General features: G+C 32.2%; 13 protein-coding genes. 9 read left to right on the top strand and 4 right to left on the bottom strand.

Annotated features, from left to right (window positions below):
* Positions 1 to 79 precede the first annotated feature (79 nt).
* The 7 genes from ABDW27_RS01115 (at position 80) to ABDW27_RS01145 (ending at position 6,970) form a co-directional block, all read left to right on the top strand.
* Positions 80 to 1,297, top strand: a complete 1,218-nt coding sequence (locus ABDW27_RS01115) for an MFS transporter (protein WP_343694219.1) — start codon at positions 80 to 82, stop codon at positions 1,295 to 1,297.
* 165 nt (positions 1,298 to 1,462) lie between these two features.
* Positions 1,463 to 1,834 carry a BlaI/MecI/CopY family transcriptional regulator gene (locus ABDW27_RS01120; RefSeq protein WP_343694220.1) on the top strand — a complete coding sequence of 124 codons (372 nt, stop codon included), beginning with the start codon at positions 1,463 to 1,465 and terminating at the stop codon, positions 1,832 to 1,834.
* 27 nt (positions 1,835 to 1,861) lie between these two features.
* Complete coding sequence (locus ABDW27_RS01125; RefSeq protein ID WP_343694221.1) at positions 1,862 to 3,517, top strand: M56 family metallopeptidase; 1,656 nt, start codon at positions 1,862 to 1,864, stop codon at positions 3,515 to 3,517.
* Positions 3,518 to 3,542: 25 nt separating this feature from the next.
* A complete protein-coding gene (locus ABDW27_RS01130; protein WP_343694222.1) occupies positions 3,543 to 3,911 on the top strand; it encodes a BlaI/MecI/CopY family transcriptional regulator in 369 nt (122 codons plus the stop codon).
* A gap of 19 nt (positions 3,912 to 3,930) precedes the next feature.
* On the top strand, positions 3,931 to 5,757 hold the full coding sequence (locus ABDW27_RS01135; protein ID WP_343694223.1) for a M56 family metallopeptidase: 1,827 nt from the start codon (positions 3,931 to 3,933) through the stop codon (positions 5,755 to 5,757).
* A gap of 159 nt (positions 5,758 to 5,916) precedes the next feature.
* A complete protein-coding gene (locus tag ABDW27_RS01140; protein WP_343694224.1) occupies positions 5,917 to 6,057 on the top strand; it encodes an SsrA-binding protein in 141 nt (46 codons plus the stop codon).
* 70 nt (positions 6,058 to 6,127) lie between these two features.
* The gene (locus ABDW27_RS01145) at positions 6,128 to 6,970 is read left to right on the top strand and encodes an EamA family transporter (protein WP_343694225.1); all 843 of its coding nucleotides are present in this window, start codon (positions 6,128 to 6,130) and stop codon (positions 6,968 to 6,970) included.
* Between the two features lie 424 nt (positions 6,971 to 7,394).
* On the opposite strand, the gene ABDW27_RS01150 is transcribed toward ABDW27_RS01145, so the two are convergent.
* Positions 7,395 to 7,940, bottom strand: coding sequence for a fasciclin domain-containing protein (locus ABDW27_RS01150; RefSeq protein WP_343694226.1), 546 nt, complete (start codon positions 7,938 to 7,940; stop codon positions 7,395 to 7,397).
* A gap of 208 nt (positions 7,941 to 8,148) precedes the next feature.
* On the opposite strand from ABDW27_RS01150, the gene ABDW27_RS01155 reads away from it, so the two are divergent.
* A complete protein-coding gene (locus ABDW27_RS01155; protein ID WP_343694227.1) occupies positions 8,149 to 8,670 on the top strand; it encodes a biopolymer transporter ExbD in 522 nt (173 codons plus the stop codon).
* An 11-nt stretch (positions 8,671 to 8,681) separates the two neighbouring features.
* On the top strand, positions 8,682 to 9,203 hold the full coding sequence (locus tag ABDW27_RS01160) for a biopolymer transporter ExbD (RefSeq protein WP_343694228.1): 522 nt from the start codon (positions 8,682 to 8,684) through the stop codon (positions 9,201 to 9,203).
* Between the two features lie 125 nt (positions 9,204 to 9,328).
* On the opposite strand, the gene rpsA is transcribed toward ABDW27_RS01160, so the two are convergent.
* The 3 genes from rpsA to cmk all read right to left on the bottom strand — a co-directional run bounded on the left by rpsA (position 9,329) and on the right by cmk (position 13,656).
* Positions 9,329 to 11,104, bottom strand: coding sequence for a 30S ribosomal protein S1 (rpsA, locus tag ABDW27_RS01165; RefSeq protein WP_073417435.1), 1,776 nt, complete (start codon positions 11,102 to 11,104; stop codon positions 9,329 to 9,331).
* A 413-nt stretch (positions 11,105 to 11,517) separates the two neighbouring features.
* A complete protein-coding gene (locus ABDW27_RS01170) occupies positions 11,518 to 12,894 on the bottom strand; it encodes a nucleoside permease (RefSeq protein ID WP_343694229.1) in 1,377 nt (458 codons plus the stop codon).
* 69 nt (positions 12,895 to 12,963) lie between these two features.
* A complete protein-coding gene (gene cmk / locus ABDW27_RS01175; RefSeq protein ID WP_343694230.1) occupies positions 12,964 to 13,656 on the bottom strand; it encodes a (d)CMP kinase in 693 nt (230 codons plus the stop codon).
* Between the last annotated feature and the right edge of the window lie 7 nt (positions 13,657 to 13,663).

A 13,663-nucleotide genomic window follows, 5' to 3' on the forward strand; every position in this document is an offset into this window, starting at 1 on the left:
AAATAGTTTAAAAGTAACAAAGCAACAACCGTTATACGTGACAAAGTTTCCTAACTTTGTGGCAAATACAATAATTATAATGCTTAAATCTGCCGCAAACCAATACTTCAATAACTTTAAAGGATTTACTAGAGAAATTTGGATACTTACATTAATTACTTTTATAAATCGCGCCGGTACAATGGTACTGCCGTTTTTATCTAAATATTTGAATGAAGATTTGAATTTTTCATTAAAGCAAGTAAGCTGGATTATGGTTTCGTTTGGTTTGGGTTCTATGCTGGGTTCCTGGCTCGGCGGAAAACTTTCTGATAAAATTGGGTTTTATAAAATAATGGTTTTCAGTTTGTTTACCAGCGGTGTATCGCTTTTCTTTATCCAATATATTACTTCTTTCTGGGGGCTTTGCATTGCTATGTTTATTTTAATGACTATTGCCGATATGTTTCGTCCGGCTATGTTTGTTTCATTGGGCGCTTATGCTAAACCAGAAAACAGAACCCGTGCCCTAACGCTCGTTCGTCTTGCCGTAAATTTAGGTTTTGCTGCCGGTCCTGCACTTGGAGGTTTAATCATTATAGGAATGGGATATTCTGGTTTATTTTGGGTTGACGGAGCATCTTGTATACTTTCAATATCCATTTTTGCCTTGTTGGTTAAGGAGAAGAAAAAAGTAGACCACGGAGATAAATCTGAAAGTGTGACCAATGTAAAATCAGTATATCATGATAAAATATTCTGGGTTTTCTTATTTGTAAGTTTCATAACAGCCATTATTTTCTTTCAGCTTTTTACCACTTTACCATTATATCATCATAAACAATATGGTTTAAATGAGTTTCAAACCGGGCTTTTGATGACTTTAAACGGACTTTTGATTTTTGCTTTTGAAATGCCAACTGTTGGTTTTATGGAGAGAAAAGGTTTTCCAAAAATCCAAATTATCATCATTGGTTCATTTGTAATGGCTTTCAGCTTCGTTTTATTATTAATTAATATTTGGGCAGGAATACTGGTTATCAGTATGATTTGTATTTCAATTGGAGAAATCCTCACTTTTCCTTTTTCTAACGCATTTGCATTAAGCCGTGCACCTCGAGGTCAGGAAGGTCGTTATATGGCTTTGTATACAATGAGCTTTAGTTTGGCTCATATTTTTAGTACCATGCTGGGCTTGGGAATTGTTGACCATTTTGGTTATCAAAAAAACTGGTTCTTTATGGCTTCTATCGGATTTCTGGCAACACTGTCCTGTATTTGGATAAAGAAAGCTTTGCATCTGGAGAAAAAGAAATAAATCACATTCATATATAACTTACTTAAATTCAAATCATTAACTTTGATTCTGAATCCATTTTCTATACTTTAAACTCAGCCAAAAACGAAAAATTTAGTTAAATAACTATATTTATAGTTGCGTAACTAAAAAAATAGTTGTAGGTTTGAATTAAAATTAAAAGACATGCAAAAGTTAACGAACAAAGAAGAAGAAATAATGCAGATTTTATGGAAGCTTAAAAAAGCATTCGTAAAAGAAATTCAGGCAGAAATAACTGAAGATCAGCCGCATTATAACACCCTTTCTACTATTGTTAGAAATCTGGAAGAAAAAGGTTTTGTGGGCCATAATGCTTTTGGAAATACACATCAATATTTTCCAATTGTAACTCTTGAAGCTTACAGCAAAAAATATATGAAAACGGCAATTGATAATTATTTCAACAGCTCGTATAAAAATTTGGTTTCGTTTTTCGCTAAAGAAGAAAAAATCTCTGCAGATGAATTGCGCGAAATTCTGGCCATGATCGAAAATCCTGACGACAAAAATAAATAAGCAGAATAATCAATAAAAGTAATAGTTATGGAAGCTCTATTGGTTTACATTTTAAAATCGGCTGGTTTAATTGCCCTATTTTATTGCGCTTATTATTTTTTACTCAGAAAGGAAACTTTCTTTAATAGTAATCGATGGTTTTTATTAATGGGTTTAATTACTTCGGTTGTATTACCGTTTGTAGTATATACCAAAATAATCTGGGTAGATCCTACTCCTATAACGAATGTCAATTTCTTCAATGGAGATGTCATTCAAAATACTGAAAAAGAATCTTTTGAATTTAACTGGATCTACGCTGTCATTACTATTTACTGCATCGGATTTTTAGTTTTAATGCTAAAATTTGCATTGGATTTTTACAAACTAAATTCTGTTTTAAAAGGTAAAAAGATTCATCAGCAGGCCGATTTTAAATTTATTGATACTACCGAAAATATTGCTCCCTTCTCCTATTTTGAATATATCGTATACAACTCATCAATGTATACTTCATCAGAATTGGAAAATATTATTGAACACGAAAAAGTACACAGCGATCAAAATCATACCATAGATGTTTTGGTTTCGAGAGCCTTTTGTATGCTGTTTTGGTTCAATCCAATCATCTGGCTTTATAAAAAAGCAATTACTCAAAATTTAGAATTTATTGCAGACAAAGAAGCAGCCAAAAAACTTTCAGACAAAAAAGCGTATCAATACACGCTTTTAAAAATAACAACACACGAAAGCTGTGTTGCCATCACCAATCATTTTTATCAATCATTAATCAAAAAACGAATAGTCATGTTAAACAAAAATCAATCAAAAAAACGAAATTCATGGAAATATTATGTAATACTTCCGGCACTGGCAGCATTTGTATTACTTTTTCAAGTTGAAGTAATTGCCAAAGAAAAAGCGCAAACTGTAAAAGGTGTTTCAGAAAAAATTAAATCTGTAGATGTTTACAAAATAAAGAAAAACACTACCGATGCAGAATTAAAAGAAACCAAAGAAAAATTAAAGAAAATTCATAATGTTGATTTTGAAGTTTCAGACATAAAAAGAAATTCTGATAACAATTTAACTTCTATTAAAGTAGATATTAAAAACGGTAAACAGCAGACACAATCTATTCAGGTTGGCGGAGATAAAGTCATTAAAGATTTTGGAATTGTTGTGATAACAGATGAAAACGACAATAAAAAAGTGGGAATTCAAACGGATGATGAAGCAAATCCTAAAGTTGCTGTTAGTAAAAAAATCAGCTCTATAGACGCAGTTGATGCTAAAGATTCTAAAACCGAAGCTGATACAAAAACTGTAGTCAGTAAAAAACTAACCACAAAAATCGATACCAATGTTAACACTAATTCTGATACTAGTACAAAAACTAATAATGATACTGACACAAATATTAGTACTGTTGTAACAATAAATACAGATAACAATACTAATACTAAAACAATTACAACGACTAAAGGTTCAACTATCTCCATTTCAAATTCTACAAAAACAAATGCGAAACAGCTTGAAAATCTTATAATTGTTGACGGGAAAGAAATGCCTAGTGATTTTAATTTGGAAGATATTGATCCGAAGCAAATTAAATCTATGAGCGTTTATAAAGGAATGAATGCTGTCTCTAAATACGGTGAAAAAGGCGCTAATGGTGTAATCGAAATAGAAACCCGCAATTAAAACCGTTTAATCTAATACAGATAAAATGCAAAAACTAACCAACAAAGAAGAAGAAATAATGCAGATTTTATGGAAGCTTAAAAAAGCTTTTGTAAAAGAAATTCAGGCAGAAATAACTGAAGATCAGCCGCATTATAATACACTTTCGACCATAGTAAGAAATCTCGAAGAAAAAGGTTTTGTATCGCATAATGCTTTTGGAAACACGCATCAGTATTACCCAACTGTAACGCTTGAAGCCTACAGCAAAAAATATATGAAAACCGCTATTGATAATTATTTCAACAGTTCGTATAAAAATTTAGTTTCGTTTTTTGCCAAAGAAGAAAAAATTTCTGCAGACGAACTGCGAGAAATCCTGGCTATGATCGAAAACCCGCAAGAAAAAAAATAAACAAAGAAAATTAATCAGTATGGAAGCTCTTTTCACTTTTATCATCAAATCTAGTGGTTTAATCGCTTTGTTTTATTTTGCGTACTTTTTTTTACTGCGAAAAGAAACTTTCTTCAACAGCAGCAGATGGTTTTTATTAGCAGGGTTAATAACATCGGTAATTTTACCTTTTGTCGTTTATACGAAAATCGTATGGATTGATCCGCTGCCACCAGTTGCAGATTATAGTCCGGCTGCAAATTATAATTATGTGGCTAATTATTCTCCGCAGGCAATTCAGGAAGAGGCTTTTGAAATAAACTGGAATTTAGTTTCTTTAGGTGTTTATGTACTTGGTTTTGCTGCTTTTATGATCAAATTCGGACTTGATTTTTACAGTTTAAATGCAGTACTAAAAGGTCAGAAAATCAAACAGCAGGAAGATTTTAAATTTGTAGATGTTAATGATAACATTGCACCTTTCTCTTATTTTGATTATATCGTTTACAACTCATCAATGTACACGAAATCAGAATTAGAAAGTATTCTGGAACATGAAAAAGTACACAGCGATCAGTATCACACAATTGATGTTATAATTTCGAGAATTTTCTGTATTCTGTTCTGGTTCAACCCTGTAATGTGGCTTTATAAAAAGGCAATTTTGCAAAATTTAGAATTCATTGCTGATAATGTAGCTTCTAAAAAAATATCAGACAAAAAAGCGTATCAATACACGCTTTTAAAAATAACAACGCATGAAACTTGTGTTGCCATCACCAATCATTTTTATCAATCATTAATCAAAAAACGAATTGTTATGTTAAACAAAAATCAATCAAAAAAATGGAATTACTGGAAATACTACGCCGTAATTCCGGCATTAGGAGCATTTGTATTATTATTTCAGATAAAAACAATCGCACAGGAGAAAAAAGAACTTAACGAAAAAAATGAAAAAGCAGGTTTAGTTTCTAAAAATATAAACGAAGAAGTTTTTAAAATTACAAAATCGACTACAGATCAGGAATTAAAAGACTTAAGTGCAAAACTAAAAGCAGAACACAATGTTGATCTTGAAGTTTCTAATGTAAAAAGAAACAGCGCAAATGAAATTATAGGAATCAAACTTAAAGTTGCAAAAGAAAATGGCAAAGTTCAGGTTATTGAAATGAACAGCACTAAAGCTTTAAAAGACTGCAGCATTGTAATCGATAATGACGAAGACGGTGAAAAAAGCGTAAGTGTAATTACTGATGATCAAATAGCGCGTCCATTAATTCAAAAACGCGACGTTGTAGTTAGAGACTTTAATAATTCTGATGTAAATGTTGAAGATCATGCATCACCGGTTCCTCCTACTGCTCCAGTTGCACCGGTTGCGCCTGTTTTTCCAACAGGACCAATGCCTCCAATGCCCGCTATTGATATGTCTAGAATGCCAAAACCTCCTGTAGCTCCCGCAAGTCCAAAAGACAAAGTGGCGTGGAGTAAATTTGAAAAAGACATGGAAGAATTTGAAAGAAAAATGGAAGCTTTTCAACCAGATCTTTCAGATTATGAAAAACAAATTGAAGCAATAATGGCTCAAAGAGAAGCCATTTTTGAAAAACAAATGGAGAAATACGAAATTGCTATGGATAAATTCAATTTTGATATGGATAAATTCAATCAGGATGTCCAAATTAGATATGGAAGAGATTCTAAAGAATACGAAAGAAGCCTGAGACAATATGAAAACGATATGAGACAGCATCAGCTTGACATGAAACAACATGAAAAAGATATGAAGCAGTTTGAAAAAGACATGAAACAGCGCGAAAAAGAATTAAAAAAATGGGAAAAAGAAAATAGTAAAAGATCCTAGCCATTTAATAAACTTTAAAGCTTATAAGCCTTTTAATTAAAATAAATACCAGATTTTCAAATTAGTAATAACCAGACTAATTACACAAAAACGAAAAAGTAATAAAAGACTTTGCATATCGCAAGGTCTTTTTTTTATCTTTGAAAAAACAAATCTGCCATGTATAAATTTTTAGCCAAACTAAACAAACTTATTCTGCCAAGTTTTACAAAACAAGGTTTAGATATTGCAAAAGCCAAAAAGTGGCAACTGGCTATTATAGGCTATCGTGCTTATGTAACCATGAGAGCTTTAGACTAATCAATTAAAAATACTTTTTGTTTTATCTGGACAGAAAATAATTGATTTTATTTTCTGCAATACTTTTTTTATGAAAAGAGAAATCAACCTACCTCCTGTTCCGGCAGTATTATTGGCAATTATCAGTGTACAATGCGGGGCAGCTATAGCCAAAACACTTTTTCCAGCTATTGGAGCGGCAGGAACAGCATCGATACGTATTGGTGTTTCGGCAATACTTTTATTATTGGCTTACAGACCAAATTTGCGAGCGATAACACCGGCGCAATGGAAAATTGTAATTCCGTACGGTTTATCATTAGGAGCCATGAATTTGATTTTTTATTTCGCAATAGAAAGAATTCCAATAGGTTTAGCTGTAACATTAGAATTTGTCGGACCGTTATTATTGGCTATTGCAGGTTCAAAACGTTTAGTCGATTATTTGTGGGTTTTATTAGCCGCAATAGGAATTTTATTAATCGCACCCTGGTCAAATGAACGCATCGATCCGCTTGGAGTATTGTTTGCACTTTTAGCCGGAGCGCTTTGGGCGGCTTATATTGTTTTTGGAGGTAAAATTTCGAAAATAATGAATGATGGTGAAGCTGTTTCAACCGGAATGTTATTTGCTGCTATTTTAGTGCTTCCGTTCGGTTTTCTTGAAAACGGATTAATTAATCTTACACCAAAACTTTTCGGAATGGGAGTTGCGCTTGCTCTTTTATCAAGTGCTATTCCGTTTACATTAGAAATGAAAGCTTTAGGTCAGCTTCCTCCGCGTACATTTAGTATTTTAATGAGCCTTGAACCAGCTGCGGCTTCTATTTGTGCTTTTATTTTTTTACAGGAAAATTTAAGTTTTTATGAAATTTTGGCAGTTGTATGTGTTGTAGTCGCTTCTGCAGGAAGTACTCTAACCGCAAAACGATAATTGATTTAAATGAAAAACAATCTCTGGTCCTATATTAAAGTAATTAATGGAATTTTATTTAATTGCTATTTATGTCTGGATGCTATATTTCATTTCTAGTGAGGTTGATGAAAGAACATTAGTAATTATATCTTTTTTTGTTTTTTCTACTCAAATTGTAATCTTGCTTTGCAGTCTTATTTTCTATTTTTTAACAAAAGGAATACTAACAATCAAGGAACAAATCAAATATGGATTGATAATTCTTTTAGCAATACTTGATATATGTTATCTAATAAATGGATTTAATTGCGATAAATCCTTTTTAATTTTCATTGCTTTAATCAATATTCTGTCTATTTTATATTTTTTAAAAAACAACATACAAAAAAAAGCTCCATAATATATGGAGCCAATAAATAATAGGTATTCTATTTTTGGAGAATTATTTCTTTGGCAGTAAAACGGCATCTACAACATGAATCACGCCACTTGACTGATTAACATCTTCAATTGTAATTTTTGCTTTATTACCATTTTCATCACTTAAAAATATATCTTTTCCATTCATCCATGCTATAATCGTACCTTCGTTAATAGTTTTTATAACCGTTTTTCCATTTCCTGTTTTTATAGCTTCTTCAATATCAGCAGAACTCATTCTTCCTGCAACAACATGATAGGCTAAGATCGTTTGAAGTTTTTTCTTATTTTCAGGCTTTAGTAACGTTTCAATAGTTCCTTTCGGTAATTTATCAAATGCGGCATTTGTAGGAGCAAAAACAGTAAATGGTCCATCTCCTTGCAATGTTTCTACTAATCCTATAGCTTTTACAGCAGTAACAAAAGTTGTATGATCTTTTGAATTTGCAACATTTTCAATAATATTTTTATTCGAATACATTGCTGCACCTCCAGCCTGTTGTGCAAATGATGAAATCCCAAACATCAAAACCAAAATTATTACTATTGAATATTGTTTATTTCTCATAATTAATACTTTAAATTATAAACACATTTACGCTTATTTATTCATTTTGGTTTTAACCAATGAATAAATGATAAAATTGAACTATAAGATTCTTAAAAGCTACTGAATAAGAACATGTTTAATAACGAAATTATATTTGAAAAATTTTCAACCTAAATAATTATTTTATTATATAAAATTATTATTTTTAGAAATAAAACAAAATATTATGAAAAATTTACCTAAAAAAGTTAGAAGTAGAAAATTAAACTCCAGAGTTGATTTAACCGCAATGGTAAGTGTTTCATTTTTATTAATTATATTTTTTATGCTTGTTGGCGAGCTTTCTAAACCAAAAGCAATGGATTTGAGTCTGCCTTATGACCATACCTGTGGATGGCGTGGAGGCTGTGGAGAAAACCGCTCAGTTACAATTTTATTAGGAGAGAATAATCAATTAGTATCTTACACTGGTCTTTTAGAGGTTCCAATAGTTCCGCCTAAAGAAATGCAATATGGCAAAGACGGAATTCGTCAAGAACTCTTAAAAAGAAACAAAAGCATGTTAGAATATTCCGCTCAATTAGGTAAACCAGGAAGAGGAATTACAGTAATTATTAAACCAAGTAAGAAATCTAACTTCAAAAATTTAGTTGACATTTTAGACGAAATGGCAATCGCAAAAATCGATACTTATGCTATCATACCGGAGTTTACCCCAGAAGAAACCAAATTATTAGCCTCTAATTAAATATAAAATCTATGAAAAACCTGCCTCAAAAAGTTAGAAGTAAAAAGTTAAGTTCCAGAGTTGATTTAACTGCAATGGTTAGTGTTTCTTTTTTGCTGATTATATTTTTTATGCTGGTTGGCGAACTTTCTAAACCAAAAGTAATGGATTTGAGCCTGCCTTATGACCATACCTGTGGATGGCGTGGAGGCTGTGGAGAAAACCGCTCAGTTACAATTTTATTAGGAGAGAATAATCAATTAGTATCTTACACCGGTCTTTTAGAGGTTCCAATAGTTCCGCCTAAAGAAATGCAATATGGCAAAGACGGAATTCGTCAAGAGCTCTTAAAAAGAAACAAAAGCATGTTAGAATATTCCGCTCAATTAGGTAAACCAGGAAGAGGAATTACAGTAATTATTAAACCAAGTAAAAAATCTAATTTCAAAAATTTAGTTGATATTTTAGATGAAATGGCGATTGCTAAAATTGATACTTATGCAATTGTTTCTGAATTTACACCAGAAGAATCCAAATTATTAGCTTCAAATTAAAAAATTTTCAGAATTCCTTCAACTCACAAACTTGAAACTTGAAACAAAGAAGAACCTGAAACAAAAAAACATAAAAAAAAGTCCCACATCACTGTGGGACTTTCTATTTATAAAAAATCTAAGAATTATTTTTTCTCAGTTTTTTCCATTTTAGCTTTAAGAGCAGCTAATACATCATTGTTGTCACCTAAAGTCGCAGCTGGTGCGTTTGTAGATGCAGATGCAGTAGTTTCAGCAGCAGCTTTCACGTTTTTCTCTTCTTCTTCACGGAAGATAGCAGTGTGAGAAGCAACTACTCTTTTGAATTCTTTGTTGAATTCAATTACTTTGAAATCAGCTGTATCACCTTTTTTCAATTTCTTTCCGTCTTCTTTTTCAAGGTGACGAGTAGGAATGAAAGCAACGATATCATCTCCGAATTCTACAGTAGCTCCTTTGTCAACGATTTCAGAAATCTCACCGTTGTGGATAGTTCCTACAGCGAAAGAATCTTCGTATTGATCCCAAGGATTAGCAGTAGTTTGTTTGTGACCTAAAGATAATTTACGTCCTTCAACATCTAATTCTAATACAACAACATCAAGTTTTTCACCAACGTTTACAAACTCAGATGGGTGTTTAATTTTCTTAGTCCAAGAAAGGTCAGAAATGTAGATTAATCCATCAATTCCTTCTTCTAATTCTACGAAAATACCAAAGTTTGTAAAGTTTCTAACGATACCTGTATGTTTAGAACCTACTGGGTATTTAGCTGTAATGTCAGTCCATGGATCTTGAGTTAATTGTTTGATACCTAATGACATCTTACGATCATCTCTGTCAAGAGTTAAGATAACTGCTTCAACAACATCTCCAACTTTCACGAAGTCCTGAGCAGAACGTAAGTGAGTTGACCATGACATTTCAGAAACGTGGATTAAACCTTCAACACCTTCAGCAACTTCGATAAATGCACCGTAATCAGCGATTACAACTACTTTACCTTTTACTTTATCACCAATTGTTAAGTTAGCATCTAAAGCATCCCATGGATGAGCGTTTAATTGTTTTAAACCTAATTGAATTCTTGTTTTCTCATCATCGAAATCAAGGATTACAACGTTTAATTTTTGGTCTAATTCAAGAACTTCACTTGGGTGGTTGATTCTGCTCCAAGAAAGGTCAGTAATGTGAATTAATCCGTCAACACCACCTAAGTCAATGAACACACCATAAGAAGTAATGTTTTTAACAACACCTTCTAATACTTGTCCTTTTTGTAATTGACCGATGATTTCTTTTTTCTGTACTTCAATATCAGCCTCGATAAGAGCTTTGTGAGATACAACAACGTTTTTGAATTCGTGGTTGATTTTTACCACTTTGAATTCCATCATTTTGTTTACATATACATCGTAGTCTCTAATTGGCTTAACGTCAATTTGAGATCCAGGTAAGAACGCTTCGATTCCGAATACGTCAACAATCATACCTCCTTTAGTTCTGCATTTAACAAAACCGTTAACGATTTCTCCAGTTTCATTAGCTGCAATAACTCTATCCCAAGATTTGATAGTACGTGCTTTTCTGTGAGATAATACTAATTGACCTGTTTTATCCTCACGGATGTCGATTAATACTTCTACTTTGTCACCTACTTTTAAATTTGGGTTGTAACGAAATTCGTTTAAAGAAATAACACCTTCAGATTTAGCATTGATGTCAACGATAACGTCTCTATCTGTAATTCTAACTACAACTCCTTCAACTACTTCTTCTTGATCTGTAGCGATGAAAGTTTTTGATACTAGTTCCTCAAACTCTTGCAAGTTTTTCTCATCTACTGCATCGATTCCTTCTTGGAAATTGTGCCAGTTAAAATTTGCTAAAAACTCTTCTTGTGATTTTGTTTGTTCAGACATGCTGATAAAAAAATTTGTATTCTGTTTTTCTCGAGTTTCTCTATGCGATAGAAAATACAGAAGTTGTTTTACATAAATAGTTGATACCTAAAGGAAACTCTTCTCTGCCAAAAGGTCTGCAAAATTACTACAAATATTTGGATTTACAAAATATTTCCAGATTGATTATCAGTTGATTATTAAGAAGCAGAAGATTTTAGGTTTTTCAAGACGTTTAGTCCCGCTATTCGTTGCAATCTTTTGAGCCGAACCCCGGCACAAAAGGATTTCCACTTCTATCGGGGCTAGATTAGAAAGTTTTGTTTTCATAAGAACCATAAGAACGAAACCCGACAGGTTTTAAAAAACCTGTCGGGTTTACTATAAACTATCTTTGTCAAAGTTTGAAAATTCAACAAAAATTCTTTCTAATCTTAATGATTCAAATTCTCAATCTCTTTTGGATCATGTTTGTGCTTAAACAAAACAGCAAAAGCAACAGCAATTACCAAAGCATAAAGCGCAAACGACAACCATATAGTATGCCAGTCTTTCATTAAAACCGGATTTGAAAAAACTCCGTCTGCAGAAACTGAATTTCCTTGACCTTTTATAAATTCTAACATTTTAGAATTCGCTGCATCTGTTTGTAAAAATCCAGCTAATTCATTTGCATTACTAAAAGATTTTGTAAAGAAGCGATCAATTGCCCAGCCTGAAGTTAAACTTCCTAAAACGGCTCCTACTCCATTGGTCATCATCATAAATAATCCTTGTGCAGAAGAACGAATTTTAGAATCAGTATTACTTTCTACGAATAATGAACCTGAAATATTAAAGAAATCAAACGCCATTCCGTATACAATACAAGAAAGAATAATCATCCATAAACCATTTACAGGATCTCCAAAAGCAAATAATCCGAAACGTAAAACCCATGCCAGCATACTAATCAGCATAACTTGTTTGATTCCGAAACGTCTTAAGAAAAATGGAATAGCCAAAATAAACAAAGTTTCAGAAACCTGAGAAATTGACATAATAATAGTCGAATACTTTATTACGAAAGAATCTGCATATTTTGGAAAATGTTTAAATTCATCTAAAAATACATCACCATAAGCATTTGTCAATTGAAGTGCTCCTCCTAAAAACATAGAAAAAACAAAAAACAAAGCCATTTTATAGTTCGTAAACAATTTAAAAGATTCTAAACCAAAAGTTTCAGTCCATGTAGCATTTTCTTTAATTAAGCGCTGGGGCTCACATTTAGGCAATGTAAAAGCATAAAGCCCTAAAATTAAAGCACCAATTCCAGCAATATAAAATTGATATTCAGTTGCTTTACTTCCACTCAAATTAGTAATCCACATAGCAACAATAAAACCAATCGTTCCCCAAACACGGATTGGCGGAAAATCTTTTACGATATTTTTATTGTTTAATTTTAATGAAGTATAAGAAATAGAATTACTTAGGGCAATTGTTGGCATGTAACAGCACATGGCTAAAAGCATTACCAAAATAAAATTATCAGGAGTTGTTACGTGTGCAATTCCAAATAAAACGGCTGCATAAAGAATATGCAAAATTCCATATAGTTTTTCAGCGTTAACCCATCTGTCGGCAATAATTCCGGTTAATGTAGGCATGAATAAAGAAGCAATTCCCATGGTTCCAAATACTAAACCAAATTGTGTTCCTTCCCAATTTTTGGTTCCAAACCAATAATTTCCAATTGTGATAAGCCAGGCTCCCCAAACAAAAAATTGAAGAAAGCTCATAAAGATTAACCTGTTTTTAATTCCCATATAATGAAATTGTCTTTTTAGTAAAAATGAAGTCGTAAAACTAGCATTAAAAATAATATCTACAAAAAATTAATCTATTTTAACAACATCATTTACTAATTCTAAAACAGCAGCAAATTGCTCTTCTTTATTTAAGTAAGAATTATCGATCTCAATAGCATCTTCAGCAATTATTAAAGGTGAATCTTCACGATGTGTATCGATGTAATCTCTTTCGACAACATTTTTCAGAACTTCTTCATAAGAAACGTTATCTCCTTTTTGCTGTAATTCATCAAAACGTCTTTGTGCACGTGTTTCGGCACTGGCAGTCATAAATATTTTAAGTTCAGCATTTGGAAAAACTACAGTTCCAATATCTCTTCCATCCATAACAATGGCTTTATTGGCTCCCATTTGCTGTTGTTGTTCGACTAATTTTGCCCGCACTTCTGAAACTTCGGCTACTTTACTCACAAAATTAGAAACCTCAATTGTTCTGATTTGTTTTTCAACGTTTTCTCCATTCAAATACATTTCGGCAAAACCTAAATCGGCATTAAATTTAAATTCTAACTGAATTTTTGGCAATGTTTCGATTAAGGCTTTTTTATCGAATGAATCTGTAGAAATAAATTTATTCTGCATGGCAAAATAAGCAACTGCACGGTACATTGCCCCTGTATCAACATATACATATTCCAGTTCTTTTGCTAATTGTTTTGCCAGAGTACTTTTTCCTGTTGATGAAAACCCGTCGATTGCAATTGTAATTTTTTTCAATTTTTTA

The organism is Flavobacterium sp. (assembly GCF_039595935.1).
In the GTDB taxonomy this organism is placed as follows: Bacteria; Bacteroidota; Bacteroidia; order Flavobacteriales; family Flavobacteriaceae; genus Flavobacterium.

Excerpts from the sequence above, each read along its gene's own strand:
- ABDW27_RS01115 (WP_343694219.1), top strand. The coding sequence starts at position 80 with ATGCTTAAATCTGCCGCAAACCAATACTTCAATAACTTTAAAGGATTT.
- ABDW27_RS01120 (WP_343694220.1), top strand. The coding sequence starts at position 1,463 with ATGCAAAAGTTAACGAACAAAGAAGAAGAAATAATGCAGATTTTATGG.
- ABDW27_RS01125 (WP_343694221.1), top strand. The coding sequence starts at position 1,862 with ATGGAAGCTCTATTGGTTTACATTTTAAAATCGGCTGGTTTAATTGCC.
- ABDW27_RS01130 (WP_343694222.1), top strand. The coding sequence starts at position 3,543 with ATGCAAAAACTAACCAACAAAGAAGAAGAAATAATGCAGATTTTATGG.
- ABDW27_RS01135 (WP_343694223.1), top strand. The coding sequence starts at position 3,931 with ATGGAAGCTCTTTTCACTTTTATCATCAAATCTAGTGGTTTAATCGCT.
- ABDW27_RS01140 (WP_343694224.1), top strand. The coding sequence starts at position 5,917 with ATGTATAAATTTTTAGCCAAACTAAACAAACTTATTCTGCCAAGTTTT.
- ABDW27_RS01145 (WP_343694225.1), top strand. The coding sequence starts at position 6,128 with ATGAAAAGAGAAATCAACCTACCTCCTGTTCCGGCAGTATTATTGGCA.
- ABDW27_RS01150 (WP_343694226.1), bottom strand. The coding sequence starts at position 7,940 with ATGAGAAATAAACAATATTCAATAGTAATAATTTTGGTTTTGATGTTT.
- ABDW27_RS01155 (WP_343694227.1), top strand. The coding sequence starts at position 8,149 with ATGAAAAATTTACCTAAAAAAGTTAGAAGTAGAAAATTAAACTCCAGA.
- ABDW27_RS01160 (WP_343694228.1), top strand. The coding sequence starts at position 8,682 with ATGAAAAACCTGCCTCAAAAAGTTAGAAGTAAAAAGTTAAGTTCCAGA.
- rpsA (WP_073417435.1), bottom strand. The coding sequence starts at position 11,104 with ATGTCTGAACAAACAAAATCACAAGAAGAGTTTTTAGCAAATTTTAAC.
- ABDW27_RS01170 (WP_343694229.1), bottom strand. The coding sequence starts at position 12,894 with ATGGGAATTAAAAACAGGTTAATCTTTATGAGCTTTCTTCAATTTTTT.